This window comes from Lysinibacillus piscis (assembly GCF_026012395.1).
Classification (GTDB): Bacteria; Bacillota; Bacilli; order Bacillales_A; family Planococcaceae; genus Lysinibacillus; species Lysinibacillus piscis.
This window is the reverse complement of sequence record NZ_BRZA01000002.1, coordinates 349,874-370,755: the sequence shown is the minus strand read 5'-3', so window position 1 is coordinate 370,755 and position 20,882 is coordinate 349,874. Positions and strand designations below refer to the sequence as shown.

The 20,882-nt window shown below is 39.3% G+C and carries 20 protein-coding genes and 1 other annotated feature; of the genes, 4 read left to right on the top strand and 16 right to left on the bottom strand.

Going from position 1 to position 20,882, the window contains the following annotated elements; translation table 11 throughout:
- The first annotated feature begins 85 nt into the window (after window positions 1–85).
- On the top strand, window positions 86–1,645 hold the full coding sequence (locus OPF91_RS08120; RefSeq protein ID WP_264988243.1) for an N-acetylmuramoyl-L-alanine amidase family protein: 1,560 nt from the start codon (window positions 86–88) through the stop codon (window positions 1,643–1,645).
- Between the two features lie 63 nt (window positions 1,646–1,708).
- Here OPF91_RS08120 and OPF91_RS08115 read toward each other — a convergent pair whose 3' ends face one another.
- The 9 genes from OPF91_RS08115 to recJ form a co-directional block, all read right to left on the bottom strand.
- A complete protein-coding gene (locus OPF91_RS08115; protein ID WP_264989134.1) occupies window positions 1,709–1,927 on the bottom strand; it encodes a DUF2642 domain-containing protein in 219 nt (72 codons plus the stop codon).
- An 80-nt stretch (window positions 1,928–2,007) separates the two neighbouring features.
- Window positions 2,008–2,448, bottom strand: coding sequence for a D-aminoacyl-tRNA deacylase (dtd, locus tag OPF91_RS08110; protein ID WP_264988242.1), 441 nt, complete (start codon window positions 2,446–2,448; stop codon window positions 2,008–2,010).
- Between the two features lie 18 nt (window positions 2,449–2,466).
- Window positions 2,467–4,662: a RelA/SpoT family protein gene (locus OPF91_RS08105; RefSeq protein WP_264988241.1), complete on the bottom strand. Its 2,196-nt coding sequence runs from the start codon at window positions 4,660–4,662 to the stop codon at window positions 2,467–2,469.
- Between the two features lie 151 nt (window positions 4,663–4,813).
- Window positions 4,814–5,728: a pseudouridine-5'-phosphate glycosidase gene (locus OPF91_RS08100; RefSeq protein ID WP_264988240.1), complete on the bottom strand. Its 915-nt coding sequence runs from the start codon at window positions 5,726–5,728 to the stop codon at window positions 4,814–4,816.
- A gap of 1 nt (window position 5,729) precedes the next feature.
- Window positions 5,730–6,824, bottom strand: a complete 1,095-nt coding sequence (locus OPF91_RS08095) for a carbohydrate kinase (RefSeq protein WP_264988239.1) — start codon at window positions 6,822–6,824, stop codon at window positions 5,730–5,732.
- A gap of 197 nt (window positions 6,825–7,021) precedes the next feature.
- Complete coding sequence (locus tag OPF91_RS08090) at window positions 7,022–8,089, bottom strand: branched-chain amino acid aminotransferase (protein WP_264988238.1); 1,068 nt, start codon at window positions 8,087–8,089, stop codon at window positions 7,022–7,024.
- Between the two features lie 159 nt (window positions 8,090–8,248).
- Entirely contained in the window at window positions 8,249–8,890 is a 642-nt protein-coding gene (cbpA, locus tag OPF91_RS08085; RefSeq protein ID WP_264988237.1) for a cyclic di-AMP binding protein CbpA, read from the bottom strand.
- 336 nt (window positions 8,891–9,226) lie between these two features.
- Window positions 9,227–9,739 (bottom strand): adenine phosphoribosyltransferase, encoded by a 513-nt coding sequence (locus OPF91_RS08080; protein ID WP_264988236.1) that lies wholly within the window; start codon window positions 9,737–9,739, stop codon window positions 9,227–9,229.
- Window positions 9,740–9,763: 24 nt separating this feature from the next.
- Window positions 9,764–12,079: a single-stranded-DNA-specific exonuclease RecJ gene (gene recJ / locus OPF91_RS08075; protein WP_264988235.1), complete on the bottom strand. Its 2,316-nt coding sequence runs from the start codon at window positions 12,077–12,079 to the stop codon at window positions 9,764–9,766.
- 395 nt (window positions 12,080–12,474) lie between these two features.
- Here recJ and OPF91_RS08070 point away from each other — a divergent pair, with 395 nt between their 5' ends.
- On the top strand, window positions 12,475–12,756 hold the full coding sequence (locus tag OPF91_RS08070; RefSeq protein ID WP_264988234.1) for a hypothetical protein: 282 nt from the start codon (window positions 12,475–12,477) through the stop codon (window positions 12,754–12,756).
- Window positions 12,757–12,879: 123 nt separating this feature from the next.
- Entirely contained in the window at window positions 12,880–13,116 is a 237-nt protein-coding gene (locus tag OPF91_RS08065; protein ID WP_264988233.1) for a hypothetical protein, read from the top strand.
- A gap of 54 nt (window positions 13,117–13,170) precedes the next feature.
- On the opposite strand, the gene OPF91_RS08060 is transcribed toward OPF91_RS08065, so the two are convergent.
- Entirely contained in the window at window positions 13,171–13,560 is a 390-nt protein-coding gene (locus tag OPF91_RS08060; protein ID WP_264988232.1) for a hypothetical protein, read from the bottom strand.
- 286 nt (window positions 13,561–13,846) lie between these two features.
- Here OPF91_RS08060 and OPF91_RS08055 point away from each other — a divergent pair, with 286 nt between their 5' ends.
- A complete protein-coding gene (locus tag OPF91_RS08055) occupies window positions 13,847–14,452 on the top strand; it encodes a hypothetical protein (protein ID WP_264988231.1) in 606 nt (201 codons plus the stop codon).
- A 75-nt stretch (window positions 14,453–14,527) separates the two neighbouring features.
- Here OPF91_RS08055 and trpA read toward each other — a convergent pair whose 3' ends face one another.
- Genes trpA through OPF91_RS08025 form a run of 6 tightly spaced genes read right to left on the bottom strand, consistent with a single transcriptional unit; the run spans window position 14,528 to window position 20,255 of the window.
- Window positions 14,528–15,295, bottom strand: coding sequence for a tryptophan synthase subunit alpha (trpA, locus tag OPF91_RS08050; RefSeq protein WP_264988230.1), 768 nt, complete (start codon window positions 15,293–15,295; stop codon window positions 14,528–14,530).
- A complete protein-coding gene (trpB, locus tag OPF91_RS08045; protein WP_264988229.1) occupies window positions 15,292–16,503 on the bottom strand; it encodes a tryptophan synthase subunit beta in 1,212 nt (403 codons plus the stop codon). The genes trpA and trpB overlap by 4 nt, the downstream gene beginning before the upstream one ends.
- Window positions 16,503–17,117, bottom strand: a complete 615-nt coding sequence (locus OPF91_RS08040; protein ID WP_264988228.1) for a phosphoribosylanthranilate isomerase — start codon at window positions 17,115–17,117, stop codon at window positions 16,503–16,505. Before OPF91_RS08040 ends, trpB begins: the two co-directional genes overlap by 1 nt.
- Window positions 17,114–17,905: an indole-3-glycerol phosphate synthase TrpC gene (gene trpC / locus OPF91_RS08035; RefSeq protein ID WP_264988227.1), complete on the bottom strand. Its 792-nt coding sequence runs from the start codon at window positions 17,903–17,905 to the stop codon at window positions 17,114–17,116. Before trpC ends, OPF91_RS08040 begins: the two co-directional genes overlap by 4 nt.
- Complete coding sequence (gene trpD / locus OPF91_RS08030; protein WP_373877039.1) at window positions 17,902–18,939, bottom strand: anthranilate phosphoribosyltransferase; 1,038 nt, start codon at window positions 18,937–18,939, stop codon at window positions 17,902–17,904. The genes trpC and trpD overlap by 4 nt, the downstream gene beginning before the upstream one ends.
- An 8-nt stretch (window positions 18,940–18,947) precedes the next feature.
- The gene (locus OPF91_RS08025; protein WP_264988225.1) at window positions 18,948–20,255 is read right to left on the bottom strand and encodes a chorismate-binding protein; all 1,308 of its coding nucleotides are present in this window, start codon (window positions 20,253–20,255) and stop codon (window positions 18,948–18,950) included.
- 258 nt (window positions 20,256–20,513) lie between these two features.
- Window positions 20,514–20,738: a binding site (T-box leader), on the bottom strand.
- Window positions 20,739–20,882 lie beyond the last annotated feature (144 nt).

Sequence of the window (20,882 nt, the reverse complement as noted above, 5' to 3'; positions counted from 1 at the left end):
AACTGTTTTATCAGATTATGACCTTTTTCCCGTGAATTTTATAGTTGAAGCATGATAAAATAGTACAAGGAACTGGAGGTATTTGATGAAGACAAAATTTTCCTATGCCATCATCTTGATGCTATTACTAACAATGGCTTTTCCAATACCCAATCAATCTACATTAGCCAATGACCATAATTTAAAAGTAACAGGTACAATTCTTCATTTACGTGAAGGACCTGGGCTCTCTTATCCTATTCTAACGACATTGGAAAAGGGCGATGAGTTGACTAGCATTGGACGTGAAGGAGATTGGATACAAGTAAAAGCCGCAAACTATGAAGGTTGGGTAGCTTCTTGGTTAACCGCGCCTATCAATGCAAAAAAAACTGTTGCTAAATCGGTCATCTCACAAGTGGATAGACTTAATATTCGCACAGACCCTGATATCGCCTCTGCTGTTTTAGGACAACTATCTACTGGTGACCAAGCCGATTTAGTCGAGGAACAAGGTGAATGGGCTAAAATTAGCTGGAATGGTATTAATGGCTGGGTAGCTGTGGACTATGTCACAATCAATGACAAAGCACAGCCAAAATCGACTACATCTAAGCCTACTGTTGAAGCGACCACAACTATAACGAACAAAAGTACAACATTCACCGTTTTAGTAGACACATTAAATGTGCGTGAAAAACCAACACTAAATGCTAAAAAAATAGGCACAATTCAAAATGGGCAATCATTTAAAGTGCTCGGACAAGAACATAACTGGGTGCAAATTCAATACAGCAGTAAAAAAACAGGCTGGGTGTATAGTTTTTATGGAACATTTGCCTATAATGAGAAAAATACAGCTAAATCAACCTCAAAAGAGCTTGAAATGGTGACGATTATTTACAACGGTACGAATTTGCGAACAGATGCTTCAACCGTTGCAGATGTCGTTGAACGTGTAGATGCTGGTCAAACATATCCTATTGTCGGCATGAAAAATGATTTTTACGAAATACAGCTTAAAGATAGTACTGCATTTGTCGCCAATTGGGTGGTGACAACAAGCTCCAATAAGGTTGTTAGCAATACGCAAGAAACAAAGAAACCTCGTAAAAAAGATACGTTAAATGGGTTGACGATTGTCGTAGACCCTGGTCATGGTGGACAAGACCATGGTACAACAGGTCAACGAGGAACAGATGAGAAAGATATTACATTAAAAACCGCTTCTCTGCTTGCCTCCAAGCTACGAGCTGCTGGGGCTAACGTCATCATGACAAGGGAATCCGATGAATTCGTCACGTTAAGAAAGCGTGTATCAATTGCTCACCAATCGGAAGCAGACGCCTTCATTAGCCTACATTATGATGCGACAGATGATGGTGCTATTTCAGGCTTTACCTCGTATTATATGAATAGCCAGCAAAAAGGGCTTGCTGATGCCATTAATCAAGGGATTGCCAATAAAATCACCTTAAAAAATCGTGGTACACAGCAAGGAAATTATTTAGTGCTACGAGAAAATCGTCAAAAAGCTGTATTAATCGAATTAGGCTTCCTAAGCAATGCTAGTGAAGAACGTGTGATGACAACAGCCAAATTCCGAGAGCAAGCTACTCTTGGCATTTATCAAGGGATTTTGCACTATTTTAATACAAACGAATAATGCACCACAAACTGAAAAATCGGAAGTAATCAATAGAGCTACCATTGATTACTTCCGATTTTTTCATCTACATGATGTCTTACTTTCCCCCTCTAATACCACTCCTACCAACTCATTCAATCTAATAAAAATGGGCATTTGAGCATCTTCAATGACCATATAATCGGGAAGTAGTGCACGTAAGACCCCTCTTTGGCTTTTACCTGCCGTATGTACGACAACCATTCGACCAATCATCTGTTGTAATGTTATATACAAATTAGGATTGGTACTACTGTTCATTTGTATCACCTTCCATACGCCTCCTTACAAAAATAGCATCACGCTATTAATGTATGAAAATTGTATGGAAAAATGACCTCTTATTTTGAATCAAGTAAAATGGTCACAGGTCCATCATTAATCAATGCCACATCCATCATCGCACCAAAAACGCCTGTTTCTACTTGTAACCCATATTCACGCAAAGCTTGGTTAAAATGATCCCATAATGGCTTCGCTACATCTGGCTTTGCTGCATTGCTAAAACTCGGTCGATTCCCTTTTTTAACATCACCATATAAAGTAAATTGTGAGACAGATAAAATTTCTCCACCATGTTCGACAATAGAGTAATTCATTTTTCCTTCACTGTCTTCCCATAAACGAAGTTGAGCAATTTTTTTGGCTAAATAGGCAACATCTTCTACTGTATCCTCATGTGTAATACCGACTAACAATACATAGCCACTATTAATTGCTCCTGTCACTTGTCCATCGACTGTGACAGAAGCAGCCTTACTACGCTGTAACACAACTTTCATTTTTGCAATCCCTCACCATTAATTAATAACACGCTGTACAGAATAAATATCAGGTGTTTGTTTAATACGTTCGACGACTTTATGCAAATGCGAAATATTTGAAATGGCTATCGTTAAATGGATTGTTGCCATTTTCTCTCGATCCGCACGACCACTTACCGCTAAAATATTCGTTTTCGTCTCACTAACAATTTGCATGATTTCATTTAAAATACCTGGTCGATCAAAGGCCGCAACTTCTATATCAACAGGATATTCTTTTTTCGCAGGAATGAGTGCATGCTCCCACTCCACCTCGATTAAACGCTCTTGGTCATCCTCCAGTTGGATATTAGGACAGTCCGCACGGTGCACAGAAACACCACGCCCTTTTGTAATAAATCCGACAATGTCATCACCTGGCACTGGTGTACAACAGCGTGATAGACGTATTAACATATTGTCAATACCCTTCACGATGACACCTGATTCCGTACGTTTTTGTGGTATCGGATTTTTCATTTTTTGCTCGATTTTTTCAAGTGCTTCTTCCTGTTCACGCTCTTTACGACGTTTTTCAGCTAAACGATTCACGATTTGCTGTGCGGTAATACCATTTACCCCAACAGCTGCATATAAATCGTCCTCATTCGTATAATTAAATTTATCACACACACGCTTTACATTTTCTGCTGCCATCGTTTCTTTTACGTCATAGCCTTGCGTGCGAATCTCTTTTTCAACCATCTCTTTACCTTTAAGAATATTATCTTCTCGTAGATGGCGTTTGAAAAATTGTTTAATTTTATTTTTCGCCTGTGATGATTGTGCAATTTTCAGCCAATCACGGCTTGGACCAAATGATTGCTTGGACGTTAAAATTTCAATAATATCGCCCGTTTTCAGCGGTGTATCTAACGGCACCATCTTGCCATTAATTTTAGCGCCAATGGTACGATTTCCAACCTCTGAGTGAACACGGTAAGCAAAATCAATTGGCACAGAGCCTGCTGGTAACTCAATGACATCACCCTCTGGCGTAAAAACATATACCATATCTGAAAACAAATCGAATTTTAAGGATTCCATAAATTCTTCTGCATTCGATGATTCGTTTTGGAATTCTAAAATTTCTCGGAACCATGTTAATTTTTGATCGACATTTTGTTTTTCAACGTCTACCGTTTTGCCTTCTTTATAAGCCCAATGCGCTGCAATCCCGTATTCAGCAATTTTATGCATTTCTTTTGTACGAATTTGCACCTCTAACGGATCACCATAAGGACCAATCACCGTTGTATGCAAAGATTGATACAGATTTTGTTTAGGCATCGCAATATAGTCTTTGAAACGTCCTGGCATTGGCTTCCACAATGTATGCACAATTCCTAATACCGCATAGCAGTCTTTAATACTATCTACAAGTACACGAATCGCTAATAAATCATAAATTTCATTGAACTGCTTTTTTTGTAATACCATTTTTCGATAAATACTGTAAATATGCTTTGGACGACCATAAATATCCGCACTGATTTCCACTTCTGTTAATTGTGACTCGATTTCCGACATGACATTATCTAAATACGCTTCACGTTCCTCACGTTTTTTCTTCATTAAGCTCACAATACGATAATATTGCTGTGGATTTAAGTAACGTAATGCTGTATCCTCTAGCTCCCATTTGACCGTTGAAATCCCTAAACGATGGGCAAGGGGGGCAAAAATTTCAAGTGTCTCTTTAGAAATACGACGTTGCTTTTCAGCAGGTAGATGCTTTAATGTCCGCATATTATGTAAGCGGTCTGCTAGTTTAATTAAAATAACACGAATATCCTGTGCCATTGCCACAAACATTTTGCGATGATTTTCAGCTTGCTGTGCTTCTTTTGATAAATATTTAATTTTGCCAAGCTTTGTTACACCATCTACAAGCATGGCTACTTCTTCACCAAATTCTCGCACCATGTCTTCACGTGTAAATTCTGTATCTTCCACAACATCGTGTAAAAAGCCTGCTGCTACTGTTTGAGGGTCCATTTGTAATTCCGCTAAAATACCTGCGACTTGAATCGGATGAATAATATATGGTTCCCCAGAGCTACGGAATTGCTCGCTATGAGCCTCTCGTGCCAATTCATATGCCTTTTTCACAAATGCGACATTTTCTTTATTCATATAAGACTCGACTAACTGAAAAACGTCTTCTGGAGTCAAAATTTGCTCTTTCGCCATAATATGTCCACCTTGTTCGTCAAAATTTTCGGATTAGATATAACTTCAATTGTATAAAATATAATAGGCGATTGTAAAGGGACTGTATCATTTATCAGCAGAATGTTCAAAAAAACTCCTTGCCATCGTCTAATAGCAAGGAGTTTTTTCCTTATTTGTTTTGATTATAAGCAACAGCGATTTGTGCACCGACTACTGCATTATTTTTCACTAAGGCAATATTGGCATCAAGACTTTTACCATCTGTTAGCTCTTTTACTTTACCTAATAAAAACGGTGTTACATTTTTACCTTGGATACCATTTTCCTCTGCTTCTACTAATGCTTTTTCGATAATATCTGTAATAAAGGCATGCTCCATCGCCTCTTCTGCTGGGATTGGGTTAGCAATAACAGCGCCACCTTTTAGCCCTAGTTGCCATTTTGCTTGAAGCATTGCCGCCACTTCTTCTGGTGTATCTAGCTTAAAGTTGACATCAAAACCACTTTGACGTGTATAGAATGCAGGTAATTCTGCTGTGCCATAGCCTACAACTGGCACACCTTTTGTTTCAAGATATTCTAATGTTAAACCAATATCTAAAATCGATTTTGCCCCTGCACAAATAACGGCCACATTTGTTTGTGCTAGCTCCTCTAAATCAGCTGAAATATCCATTGTTGTTTCAGCACCACGGTGTACACCACCGATACCGCCCGTAACAAAAATTTCAATACCTGCTAGCTCTGCGCAAATCATTGTCGCTGCTACCGTTGTTGCACCTAATTTTTTGGTTGCTACTAAATAGCCTAAGTCACGGCGAGATGCTTTCGCTACATCCGCTGCATTGCCGAACATTTCTAGCTCTTCATCTGACAAACCAATTTTAATTTTACCGTCGATTAAAGCGATTGTTGCTGGTACTGCACCATTATCACGAATAATTTGCTCTACTTCACGTGCTGTTTGTACATTTTGTGGGTATGGCATACCATGTGAAATAATTGTCGATTCTAATGCCACAATCGGTAAACCTTTTTCTTGCCCTGCTTTGACTTCCTCTGATAATACGATAAATTCTTTCATACTATAATGCCTCCATTTCATTTTTTAGCAAGCTTGCAGATAATTCTGGTCTCACTGTATAAGGGGATGCGAGTGTATACTTCGCATTCGTTAACCCAGCCTCAATACATGTGGTGAACGGCTGTCCTATTAACCAGCCATGGATGACCGCACTAACAAAGGCATCCCCTGCCCCTGTTACATCCTCAATTTTCTCTATTTTTTTAGCCTCAATATGCAATGGCGTCTGTTCAGTAGATGCTACATAAACACCTTTACTGCCAGCCGTAATCACGACATGCTCAGCGCCTAAATGCTGTAGATGGACTAATGCACGCTTGTAATCTTCAGCCGTTTGAATGGTTTGCCCTACAATCGTTTCTGCTTCATCCGTATTACAAATAAACCATGTCACACCTTGCAATGTATCTGGTAATCGATTCATCTTTGGCGATGATACGGGCACAATCACCAAAGGAATTTTACGTGCAATCGCTAATTGTTGTATATACACAACCGTTTCTTTTGGACAATTCAAATCGACAACAAAGCAACCTGCATTGGTCAACATTGGTTCATGCTGCTGCAAATAGCTTGGCAACAAATAATCATAGACATCCATATTAGCTACAGCTAACGCTAGCTCTCCTGCTTCATCCATAATCGCTATATAAGAGCCTGTTGACGCATTCGCTAGTTGTTCAACATAGCGCAAATTCATAAATGGCTCCGATGCCTCATGAATCGCTTGCCAATCCGCATCTTTCCCAGCCGTTGTCAACATTGTGACACGATGTTGAAGTCGCCCTAAATTTTCTGCAATATTGCGTCCAACGCCGCCAATACTAAAGGATGAGCTAGCAGGATTCGATGTACCAAATTGGACATCGCCCTTCACATGAAATTTTCGATCTAAATTAGCGCCACCAATGCAAACAATGTCATTTTCCTCTGGCAATATATACGCGCGCCCGACAATTTTGCCTTGCTTCATCAAACTCGACACAAGATTTGCTAGCACAGGCCGAGATAAACTCATGACATCTGCCATTTCTTGCTGCGACATAAAAGGATTTTGACGGATTAACGCCAGTAAAGCCTGTTCTCTATCATTCATAGCATCACCTTTTATTATATTTGTTTAAATTATAAACTTTTGTTTGAGTGTTGTCAAAAAATTATTCGATAAAGTGAATCTTCAATCGGTGGGAGTTTTCCTCATCCCCACCAATTGGTAGTTTCACCAATCAAGTTTTTACGGGATTAAAAAAACAGTATTTTGGTGAGTGTTCCAAAATACTGTTCTTACGTATCTTATAGTTTAATCGTCCAGCCAAATGTATCTTCCAGTTTGCCATATTGAATGCCTGTTAATGTATCATAAAGCATTTGTGTAACTTCACCAATTTGTCCATTGTTCACATCAATTGCCCCATCTGACCATTTTAAATAGCCTACTGGTGATATTACAGCGGCTGTACCTGTACCAAATACTTCTTCCAATGTGCCGTTATTTGCCGCTTCAACAATTTCCAAAAAGGCAATTTTACGCTCCTCGACTGGAATATTTTTTGATTTTAATACGTTAATCATGGAGTCACGTGTAATACCTGCTAAAATACTGCCATTCAATGCAGGTGTAATCACTTTACCAGCAATTTTAAAGAAGATGTTCATACTACCAACTTCCTCTACATATTGATGTTCCTTACCATCTAACCATAATGTTTGTGCATAGCCCTGTGCATTTGCTAGCTCTGAACCTTTTAGGCTGCTTGCATAGTTACCACCAGCCTTTGCCTCACCTGTACCACCTGCAACTGCTCGCACATAATGCTGTTCTACTAAAATTTTAATTGGGTTAATTCCCTCTGCGTAATAGGACCCAACTGGTGACATAATAATCATAAATTTATAGTTTTTCGCAGGACTAACACCTAAATATGGTTCCGTTGCAATAATAAAAGGGCGTATATATAATGACGTTCCCTCTGAAGTTGGCACCCAATCACGGTCAATTTGCAAAAGCTCCTTTAACGCATATAAGGCAAATTCTTCATCAATTGCTGGAATACAAAGGCGTTCGTTTGAGCGATTTAAACGCTTAAAATTTTGATCAGGACGGAATAGCAGAATTTCGCCAGCCTCCGTTGCATATGCCTTTAATCCTTCAAATACAGCTTGCCCATAATGGAGAACTGTCGCCGCTGGACTTAGCTCAATTGGCTTATATTCGGTAATCTTCGCATTATGCCAGCCTTTTCCTTCCTCATAATCCATACTAAACATATGGTCAGTAAATCGTTTGCCAAAGCCTAATTGATGATCTGGTGTTTTATCTTTTTTAGTTGTTGTTAGCTCTTTTATTATTTCATATGTCATTTTATTTACCCCTTAAAGAAATTTAGATTTACACTATTTAAATTTTTACAAACAAAATGTATCACCATACTAGCTATATTTTGGCAATAGCAAAATCCACCAAACTGAATATATTCAATTTAGTGGATTCATGATGCAACATCCATTTACTTATATCAATTAGAAATTATCTTTATCAAATACTTCAATATCGATAATACGAGCACCTTGTTTTAATAATGCCGCTTCAATATTTGCAACATGTGATTCTGTTGCTCCTTTTGACAAAGTAATAATAATACGTCGTAAATAAGTTGTCTCATCGTCCAATGAGAAAACACAATGTAATGGCCAAATTTTACGTAAGGCTGTTAATACTTTCGCTAAAATACCATCTGTATCAGGTAGTGCAATCGTTAATGCACAGCTCCCTGTTTTATACCCCCATGCCTCTTCAAGTAGCTCAAATACTTTTGAGTGTGGTAAAATACCTGCAAACTGCCCTTTTGTATTTACTACAGCTAAATACGGCAGCTCTTTAATCGAATCAAACACCTCAAAAAATGAGCTATTTTCATGCACATATGCCTCTGCCTCTTGCACTAGCTGTTTAATCGGTACAGTCATATCGCCATCTTTTAGCTTGTACTCTAAAATCACGACTTTATAAATATTGCCGACAAATTTGCCATCTGCTGTATCCAATACAGGGATGCAACGGTAGCCACTATCATATAGCGTTTCGAGTACCGCTGCAACACTATCTGTCTCCTTCACGAATACAACATCATTTTTCTTCAATTGCTTTTGCTTTACTAACATTCAATAGCCCCCTGTGTCCCGTATTAACAGGCTGTAAGATCCCCACTTCAAAATAGTGAATGGAAATGAACTGTTTAAATGGGGGATCAACAGCCTGTAAAAACCCTATTGGTGAAACTACCAATCAGTGGGGATGAGAAAAAACCCCACTGATTGGTAGTTTCACTTTATCCCACTTATCCTTATTGTAGCATACTATTTAGCTAGTACACCACAATTATCAGAATATTATATCACCCTGATTGTTTGGGTTTGTGAGGAAAATTAAAATGCTTGATCTTTCCATTTTCAAGCATAAAAAAACGCCACAATGCTGTGACGTCTTCTCTATTTCTCTTAATATTGAATTAATGTTTTAACATCTAAGTTACCAAGTTTTGCACGACCATCTAGCTCTGTTAATTCAATCAAAAATGCACAACCTACTACTTGTCCACCTAATTGCTCTACTAAACGTACTGTCGCTTCCACTGTACCGCCAGTTGCTAGTAAATCATCACAAATTAATACTTTTTGTCCTGGCTTAATCGCATCTTTGTGCATTGTTAAGGTATCTGTACCATACTCAAGACCATAATCTGCACTAATCACTTCTCGTGGTAGTTTACCAGGTTTACGCACAGGAGCAAAACCGATTTCCAAAGCATAAGCCACAGGACACCCGATGATAAAACCACGTGCCTCTGGTCCAACGACGATTTCTGCGCCTAGTTCTTTCGCATAGTTAACAATTTGGTCTGTCGCATATTTATAGGCAGCTCCATTATCCATAATTGTCGTAATATCCTTAAAACTAATACCTTCTTTTGGGTAATTCTCTACTGTTGTTACATATTGCTTTAAATCCATCTTCTTTTTTCCTCCTAGGAATATCTATAATCGTTCATCAAACCATTGTTTCAGCTCTATATAAGGGGCATAAACCAATTTTTGCTCCATTTCAATCTGTTCTGAACGTTGTTTGTAGACGAGAGCTTCTGTCAATGCTTGTTTTGGTGCATTGCTATTGACAGTTGTCAGTCCATTCTCCATTCTAACAAAATCAAGCTCAAAAAACACCTGTGTCATAAATTTTAATATTTCGAGTGACCAGCCCTTATGTTTCGCTAACTCCTCTATATGTGTATGTAAAGGAAACGCTGGACGCTGTTTTAAAAATGAATAATACCATGCAAACTGCTCACGTGTAGGCATTCCATTAAAATAATGCGAATCTGGCATATAAAAATGAGCATAAATACGTGTCGGCTTTGTTTGTTGCATCATTTCCTCTAGCAATGTAACTGCTGGTGGTAAATCTAGTAACACAACATAATCAGTTTGTTCCACTGAAAGTAATGAAGCATCTACTAATACAATCGGTCTATCAATTAGTGATTGATAGTAAGCAATCGTTTCTGGACGGAAAGCAAAAAAGGTCGCTTCCTCCTTTGGGATTGTGCTTAGCCAGCGTGATGTTTGACGAATACCTCGAATATCAAACAATTGCCATTCGGTTGTTTGCACATCCTCAATCATAAACTGTGGCTTTTTACGTCCTTGCCATTCATTAATTTGCACATCACCAATAAAGGATACTTTAATGCCATATGTCAGCTCATCATGCAAATAGCCTTTATTAAAGCCAACACTATCCAATTTATCATAGCCATCTGTCAATTCCATTTTAACGTGATTTTCAGCCGCCCCAATTTTACGCATCGAGGCAATTTCTACATCCTCTAGCACGTATACAGGCTTCGGAAATGCTGTGCCAAATGGACCAAGCATTGCAATTTCTTCGATAGCTTCTGCTGAAATTTCATCGATTTTTAGTGGAATATCAATTTTCACAACAGGCGTTAACTGCTCCTCTGTTAAACAGGCTCTTGCCTGCGCATCCAAACGTTCACGCAATTCCGTTACATTGTCTAATGGCAGTGTCATACCCGCCGCCATTGGGTGTCCACCGAAATGTGGCACAATATCTCGGTTTTTCGCTAATTCATTATATAAATGAAAGCCTTCAATACTACGAGCTGAGCCCTTCGCAATGCCCTTTTCCTCATCCAGCGATAAAACAATGGTCGGACGATAATAGCGTTCAACTAAACGAGAGGCAACAATCCCGACAACTCCTGCATTCCAGCCATGGCCTGCGACAACTAGCACCTGTGACTCTCCAATAGCTTTGTCTGCTTCAATCATCGCAATCGCTTCATCTGTAATGCTTTGGACAATATCTTTACGTTCACTGTTACATGTATTTAATTGTTTAGCAAGTGCAACCGCCTCTGTACGTGCTTCCGCTGTTAAAAGCGCAACAGCGGGGGCTGCTTCTCCTAAACGACCAACCGCATTCAAGCGTGGCGCAAAATAAAAACCAATTGTTTCTTCCGTAATTTTCGCCTGTTCCGCACTCGATACCTCACATAGTGCCTGTACCCATGGATTATTAGAGCGTCGTAATTCCTCTATCCCTCTTTTCACAAGATAGCGATTTTCATCCACTAATGGTACTAAATCGGCTACTGTACCAACTGCTACTAATTCGATTAAATGTGTTGGCAATTCTCCATAAAGTGCATGGGCTAGCTTAAAGGCTACCCCAACACCAGCCAGCTCACCAAATGGATAGTGCCCCTCTGGAATACGAGGATGCAAAATAATATCGGCTGGCGGTAATTCCTCGCCTGGCTCATGATGGTCAGTCACAATAACATCCATGCCTAGCTCCTTTGCCACACGAATCGGTTCTAGCCCTGAAATCCCATTATCTACGGTAATAATGAGCTGTACCCCTTCCTCATGTGCCTCACGGAATAATGCTTCATGTGGGCCATAGCCATGTATAAAACGATTCGGAATTTTAAAGGATACATCTGCGCCAAGCGCCAATAAAGTCGTCAGCATCACTGTCGTACTTGTCACACCATCGGCATCATAATCACCATATATTAGAATTTTTTCATTATTTCCCAAAGCCTGTTCAATGCGTACAACAGCCTGTGTCATACCGTGTAGTAAAAACGGATCATGAATAGTCGCTTCCGTCATATTTAATAAGCCTTCTGCTGTAGCCGCCGTTTCACAGCCACGCGCTACTAAAATTTTCGCTGCAATCGCTGAAAGCTGTAGGTCATTTTGTAATGTTTGGACAAGCTGCACATCTGGACGCTCCACTTGCCACCGTTTTTTCGATACAATCATCTTTTCACTTCCTTATCAACGTATATTATACCGAAAATGGCTTGTAAAAGATGCAAAAAAAGTCGATTTGTGATGTGAAGGATACTTTTTTATTGTGAATTTAACGACTACAGTAGTTGCTAGTGGTCAAAATGAATAATATGTAAATTAATAGCAAAATTTGTCGAACGAAGATACTGGATTTTTTTTTAATACAGTAAAATGGTAATTAAGGAATTGTACATTTTCTAACGTTACTATTAGTGAAGGTGGTGGGAATAAAAATAGAAAAGGCAACAATTGAAGGCATCAAAATTTCTGAAATCTATCCTAAAATAAAATGGTGATGATGAATTCTCTCACAGACATAATTTAATGGAGTGAGAACTACACATTAACATACAAGGAGAAAATGAATGAATGATGATAAAAACGCTGATACTCTTACGGAAAGACTCATTAGTTATGAACAACTTCTAAAGTATTTAAAGCAAGGGAGAGAAATTGAATTTATTTATAATGGGACAGAATATTTTATTTCTCACGATAAAAAAGGTAGAACTTTATGGTGTAATAAAACACAATTAAGTGACTATTACCAAGATGATATAAGTACAGTGAATTTTATAAAAATTGAGGGGACTAGTATAGCGAATTTATTCAAACAACAGCTAGTCAAAATTCAAACCATTTTTTAAAGAGCATAGGTGAATCAAAAACCTGTATTTCCGAGGTTATTCACTCCCCATTTCCCTATCTCTTTGAATTAACTAGCAATATAATCCCTAATTTTAATGTGATTCTCAGGAGGGCATAACTAGATGACAGAAGAAGCGTACAAAAAACTTCAAAGTCTTATCGCAATAGGAGAAGAGCTAAATTTTTATTACAAGAATGATGAATATTGGATAAGCTATGGCAGAGACGGAGAATCTTATTTGGCACGAAGTCGAGATCACTATACGCAAGAATTCAGTAATTATGAAGAACTTTTTGAAAAAGCAACAATTGAAGGCATCAAAATTTCTGAAATTTATCCTAAAATAACATGGGGATAATAAAATTCAAATCGTATTATACAAAAAGCTGAAAGGGCGCGCCCTTTCAGCTTTTTACACAACCTCATGATAATACATTGCATATAAATCATTTAACGTTACTTTGCCAAATGAAAATTCATGTAGCTGACAATCTGCTAAATAAGTCGTCAGCTCGCTTAATGTAGCCGTGTCCTTTTGTTCTAGTGTTAGCAATGTCATGCCATTCACCAGCGTCTGTACTTGAATAGCTGGATAACGACTTTGGAATGCCGATTGCACAGGCTCTGGCATATTTTTCACACGCACTGTCGTCAAAGTGGACTCACTAAATCCATCGACAATGGCATTAACATCAATTAGCTTCCCTTCTTTAAATAAGAAAATACGAGCTGCATATTTCTCAAGATTATCTAATAAATGTGAAGCGATAATAATCAGTTTACCTTCTTCTTTTTTCTTCATTATTAACTTCACACGTTTTTGTTTTTCAACACCACAAAAAAGCCTCTATTATTTGATTATTACCATTGTATAAAGTTGTTACAATAGCACCTCCTACGACAACTTGCGTTGGTATGGGAATATTAAAATCTGTCATGCTTTGACCTTCCACATACTAAAAAATACTTAAAAAGATTGTTTTTGTCGAAATTTGTTGGAAAAAATAACCTCTTTATTTAATCATTGTGTTATCATAATACTAATGGATTACATAATTCCTTAAAAATAGCAAAAAGGAGCGATTATTATGAAAAAGATAGGAGCAGTCCTCACAGCATTATTTGCAATATTCGTTGTATTCGGAATGACAGGAAAGGCATCAGTAGCGGAGTTAACACAGACAGAAAAAGAAGCATATTATCAAAAATATGTTTCCATCGTTCAAGAGACGAATGACAAGTATGAAACATATTTGGAAATTTCATCAATAGAAGAATTTACAGTTGAAGATTGGAAGACACCAGATGAATTCAAAAAAATAGTAACAGATATGGCTACACAAAAATGGGTTGCTGTCCCGAATGATAAAAATATGGTTTCACCTTTTGCCACAACTTCTGGAAGTAAAACAGTTACTAAATATTTAGCAGGTGTGTCAGTCATTATAACTGTTAATGGTTCTTTCAATACAATTCTTAGTGAGGGTAGACAAGTATTTTCTCCAACCATTAACTCATTAACTTTCTCGGCTAATAAAGGTACATGGGCACAACTAGCCTATACGGCAAATATGATAGAAGGTGGTAGAACATTTCTTATCGACATTGGCGGAAAGTTCACTTATAATGGTGTTTCTGAATCTAAAAATATTGCTGTACAATTCAATTGTTCTTCAACTGGCATTGTCTACTAATAGCAAATTCATAGTAAAACAGCAGGCTGTAGATACATCGAATTTTGTATCTACAGCCTGTTGTTTTATGTCACTTTATCTCGAAGCGGCTACTAAATCCTCTATTGTTTGACTATCGCCATTGTGTAAAGCCGTCACAATCGCACTCCCCACAATAACGCCATTAGCTAGCGCACCCATGCTAACAACTTGCGCTGGCGTTGAAATACCAAAGCCCGCTAACACAGGAATGGCACTTGCCTCACAAAGCTGTGCAAAATGGTGATCTAAATCATTAGCAAAGCTAGCACGAGCTCCTGTAATGCCATTGACCGTTACGGCATAGACAAAGCCCTGACTTGCTGCGGCGATGCGAGCAATACGCTCTGGCGGACTTGTCAATGACACGAGCTGCACAATAGCTACACCATATGGATTTAATACCTCTCGTAAAATAGCACTTTCCTCCAGTGGCACATCAGGAACAATTAAGCCTTTGACACCACCTGCCTCACAGCTTTGCGCAAATGCCTCCAATCCATAGGCTAATACAGGATTAAAATAGGTCATGATAACAAGTGGTACCGTAATCTCCTCTCGAAAAGAAGCTAGCTCCGCTAAAACATTGCGTAAATTGACACCTGCCGCTAGCGCTCGCTCACCTGCTTGTTCAATTGTCGGGCCATCTGCCACAGGGTCTGTAAAGGGAATCCCTACTTCAATCGCTGTAACGCCTAATGCCTGTAACTGTAAGATGGTTGGCTTTACTGTTGCAAGTCCACCATCACCAGCCATAATATATGGTACAAATGCTTTTTGTCCCGCATCGTTCACTTGTTCAATTGCCTGCTGTAATGTTGTCATGCCTTATCCCCTCCTAGTACTTGACGTACTGTATGTACATCTTTATCACCACGACCGGATAAGCAAACAACAATCACTTCATCAGCAGCCATCGTTTTCGCCAATTTCGCCGTATAGGCAATGGCATGTGCACTTTCCAATGCAGGTAATATACCCTCTGTACGGCATAATAGCTGTAAGCCCTCTAATGCTTCATCATCTGTAATCGATTCAAATGTCACACGTCCAATATCATGCAAATAGCAATGTTCAGGTCCTTTTCCTGGATAATCAAGCCCAGCAGAGATAGAATGCGCCTCCTGTACAAAGCCATTTTCGTCCTGTAGTAAATACATATACGCACCATGTAAAACACCAAGCTTGCCACCAGCAATCGCTGCTGCATGCTTGCCTGTCTCAAGGCCTGCTCCTGCTGCCTCTACACCGTATAACGCTACCTCTTCATCGTCCACAAATGGATGGAACATACCAATCGCATTACTCCCACCACCAATACAGGCTACTACCGCATTTGGCAAACGTCCCTCTTTCTCTACAATTTGCCTTCTTGTTTCCACGCCAATCACTCGCTGGAAGTCGCGCACAATTTTTGGGAATGGATGTGGACCTAATGCAGAGCCTAAAATATAGTGCGTATCCTCCACATTTGTCACCCAATAGCGAAGTGCTGCATTACACGCGTCCTTTAATGTCTTGGAGCCTGATTCCACCGACTCTACCTTTGCCCCAAGCAGTTCCATTCGAAAAACATTTAATTGCTGACGTTTAATATCCTCTGCACCCATAAAAACAACACATTCTAAATTTAATAAGGCACAGGCTGTTGCTGTTGCTACACCGTGCTGTCCTGCACCTGTTTCAGCGACAACTTTCGTTTTGCCCATGCGTTTTGCGAGCAATGCCTGTCCAATCGCATTGTTGATTTTATGTGCGCCTGTATGATTTAAATCTTCACGCTTTAAATAAATTTTCGCCCCACCTATTGTTTTCGTTAAATTTTCTGCGTAATAAAGCGGTGTTTCTCGCCCTACATAATCCTTTAAATAGTAGGCTAATTCCTCTGTAAATGCAGAATCCTGTATCGCTTCCTCATACGCTGTTTCTAATTCGATTAATGCGGTCATTAATGTTTCTGGTACAAATTGTCCACCAAATCGTCCATAACGCCCTCCTGTTGTCGGGACACTATTTGCAATTGACTGTGTCATTAGGCTTTCCCTCTTTTCGCTCGTTGTAAAAATGCTTGAATTTTCTCACTATCCTTGACACCATCTGATTCCACACCACTTGATACATCCACCATCCAAGGTGATACAAGGGCAATGGCTTCTTCAATATTGTCAACATTTAAGCCACCCGCTAAAATTAATCGACTTTTCGCAATGCCTACTGATTCAAGTAATGTCCAATCAAATGTATGCCCACTACCGCCTTTAAAGTCTGTACCAGGTGCATCAAATAAATAATAACCAACCTCGTAATTTGTAGCCGCTTGTACATCCTCCACACTTCTTACAGATAATGCTTTAATTGCTGGATAACCTTGCCTATGAATAAAGTCAGGTGTTTCCTCTCCATGATATTGCACATAATCTAAGCCAACTGTTTCTACTGCTTCACGTAAAATGGCTGGCTCTGGATTGACAAAAACACCAATTTTCAATACGCCCTCTGGTACATGCTTAGCTAATTGCCGTGCTTGCTCTATTGATACTTGTCGTTTACTCGGTGCAAAGACGAAGCCAATTGCATCTGCACCTGCTTGCACAGCCGCTTCCACATGTTGTACTTCCTTTAAACCACAAATTTTGACCTTTGTCATACCGCTGTCCCTACCTTTTTCACCTGTAACGCTGTTAATGCTGCGCCTGCATCACCGCTACGCATTAATGATTCCCCAACAAGAACTGCGCTTGCTCCCACTGATGCCACAACTTGCGCATCTTCTGTTGTCCAAATACCACTTTCACTAATCAGTACTCGCTCCTCAGCAAATGGAAAAGCCGCTGCTATTTCACTTGTGCGCTCTAGGCTCACTTCAAACGTTCGTAAATCACGGTTATTAACACCGATTAATTTTGCATTCACCGCTAATGCTCGCTGCAATTCCTCTACATCATGTACCTCTACTAAAACTTCCAAGCCTAAATTCGTCGCATAATGATATAAATCTCGTAATGCCTCATCTGTTAAGGCTGCTACGATTAATAAAATAATGGACGCACCTGATGCTTTCGCAAAGCGTATTTGAATACGATCAATCATAAAATCTTTGCAAAGTAAGGGCGTATCTACTGCTTCTGCAACTGCTGCTAAATCTGCAAAAGACCCTTGAAAAAATTTTGTATCGGTTAATACTGAAATAGCGGCTGCTCCTGCTTGCTCATAAATGCTAGCCTGTGCCACAGGATTTGCTCCTTCAGCAATTAACCCTTTGGATGGCGAGGCACGCTTCATTTCAGCAATCACTTGCAATGTCTCACTTTGTCGTAATCGTTCAAATAAAGAGGGACGTACCGTTGCTGTAAAATGTGCTAGTGGATCAGGCTGTTCTAACAATGCCGCCACTTCTATTTTTTTTTGTGCTAAAATTTTCGTTAAAATCGTCATTGCTCCACCTCCACTTTTTTAATTTTTTCACTATATGCAGCAACCGCCTCTAGTTTTTGTAAAGCACGCCCACTTAAAATACTGTCCTTTGCCATTTCGACACCTTCTTTTACCGTTTCTACCTTCCCATAGCTAAATAAACCGATTCCTACGTTTAACAACACCGTATCAAAATAAGCACTGCGCTCACCAGCTAAAAGTCTACGCATAATCGCCGCATTTTCTACCGCATCACCACCACGAATAGCCTCTAATGGTGCATAGGCTAATCCCGCATCCTCTGCCGTTAAGGAAAATGGAATGAGGTCTCCTTTATCGACTAAAACAAATGTATTTTGACCAGCCAATGATGCTTCATCTAAGCCTTGTGGTCCTGAAACCACCATTGCTCGCTCACGTCCAAGCATTTGTAAAACAGAGGCATACTCCATCACAAATTGTGGACGACTAATCCCTGTAAATTGTGTGGACAACGGAACAGGGTTTGTCAATGGTCCGACAAGATTAAAAATAGTCGGTTTGCCAAGCGCACGCCTCACTTCACCAATACGCTTCAATTTTGGATGGACATTGGGTGCATATAAAAAGGCGATACCTTCTTGCTCTAATAATTCAACCGTTTGTTCAACCGTAATATTGGTGTGAATACCAAGTGCCTCTAATACATCTGTACTACCTGATGAGGAAGAAATTTTACGATTGCCGTGCTTTGCCATTTTAACGCCTGCCCCTGCTAATACAAAAGCAGAAGCTGTACTAATATTAAACGTGTTCAGTCCATCACCACCTGTACCACAGTTATCCATATAAACCCCTTCAACTGCAGGAACATGCAATGCAAATGACCGCATCACTGTAGCGAGTGCTGCCACCTCATGGGCTGTTTCACCTTTCGCTGCTAACGCCGTTAAAAAACGACCGATATCTTCCTTCGGTGTTTCCTCTTGAAACATCCATTCTGCTACTTGCAGCATTTCTTCATACATTAAATGCTCATGCTGCTGTACTTTTTGATAGATTGCGTCCACGCACATTAGCCTCCTTATTTTTCAAATATCTGCTTAAATCTTGCCTCATGCTCTGCCATTTGCTTTAAAATTCTTTGTATATTGGTATGCTTTGTCATTGTTATAGCAGACTGTAGATGCATCGTTTCCTTGTCAATGACAATAGACTGCCCTGTTAATGCAAAATCAAGATGCCCATTAAAGCCAACAAAGCCAATTGCTCCCCCAATGCCTTCTATCAATGGGTCTGCTTGATTAAAAGGTGGTAAGACAGACGCCAACACATCCAGTGCATGTAACATGGGTAATAGCTTCCCCTCTACCCTTGATGTCATATAAAGCAACTGTTTGGAACGTTCAATTTTCATTGCTTCAATCACTTGTATAGAATCTCTGAAGCAAACCGACTGTAATTCTTGTTGAATAGCAGAAACGGACACGGTATGTGAATTGCGAATTTCTACATTTTCATATAATTTTCGTTCATTGATGACATCCTCACTGCGCTGTGTACCGCGAGGAAATGCTCCTTCTGTCGGTGTAGCAATCACACGCTCACCCTTTACGCGAATCAAGCTAGATGGTGCTGTCCCTATCACTGTATATTCCTCAAACTCTACATAATACATATAAGAGCTAGGATTTTTTTTGCGCAATTGTCGATATAAAGCAAATGGCTCTCCTTGGAACCCAGCGATAAAACGATTGGACACAATGATTCTTGTTGCTTCACCATGTAAAGCTGCTTTCTCTGCCTTCAGTACATCATCAAATGGCTCTTTTTTTCCTACATGAAGAGGTTGATAGCTCCATGTTGGCTCAGCACTATTATCACCTTTAAGTAATTGCGCTGCTAATGCCTCCAAATCAGGCTCTTTCTTTTCAGCATCAATATTGGTATAAATCATCGTTACTTCATCTGTTAGATGGTCAAAGACAATGATGGTTTCATAAATATGAAAATGGATATTTGGCAATTGTCCACTATCATGTGCTATTCCTTGTGCCAAATGATTTACATAGCCAACAGCTCCTCCTGAGAATGGAATTTGTGTCGTGTTAGAAATACGTGGCATCATTTGCTTCAGTAAAGCAAGTAAATCTCCCTTATGTGTATAAGTCGAATCTGTTTTATATACATATTCCTGTATTTCGTTGCCCATCCCTTTATATGTCTTTCTTGGGTTCGCTCCGATAAATGAATAGCGTCCTGCCCCTTCGTGTTGCGCTGAACTTTCAAGTAAAAACTTATATTGTCCTTGTAGTCGTCTAAAAATTAAAATAGGTGTCAAGGAATCTCCATTAATGGTCTTCATTTTTGTTCTTGAACTCGTCGATTGCATTCCACCCCAACTCCTTTCAAATCTTAAAATCAATTACGCTGAGGCTTTTATCTTGGTTTAACAAATTACCCACTTCGCTTTCGCACAGACAAAACATTTGCTGCTGTCGCTTCGCTTTCGCACAGACAAAATATTTGTTGCTGTCGCTTCGCTTTCGCACAGACAAAACATTTGTTGCTGTCGCTTCGCTTTCGCACAGACAAAATATTTGCTGAACCAAGATAAAAAAGTCCTCTGCAAATTAGGAATTTCCTAATTGCAGAGGACGATTATGACCGCGTTGCCACCTCAAATTAGAGCATGATGCTCTCACTTATGTATCTTACGTTTATTTGTAAGATACGCCCTTTAACGTAGGCTAGCCGTTTGCAAATTATTGCAACTCTCATAAGTCCATTCACATATGCTACAAATCAGTTTCCACCTGCCACTGACTCTCTGTTGTTGCACACATATGCTACTACTCTTATTCAACAATTTCTCTACTATACTCATCTCTGCTTAGCTCATCTGCTCTAAGGCTAGGCTCACTCCTGAACACTACACCTTGTATCGAACAAAAAGTTAGAATTATTCTATGCTAAATTAGCTAAATTGTCAATTAATTCTGAGAAAAAGATTTTTCAC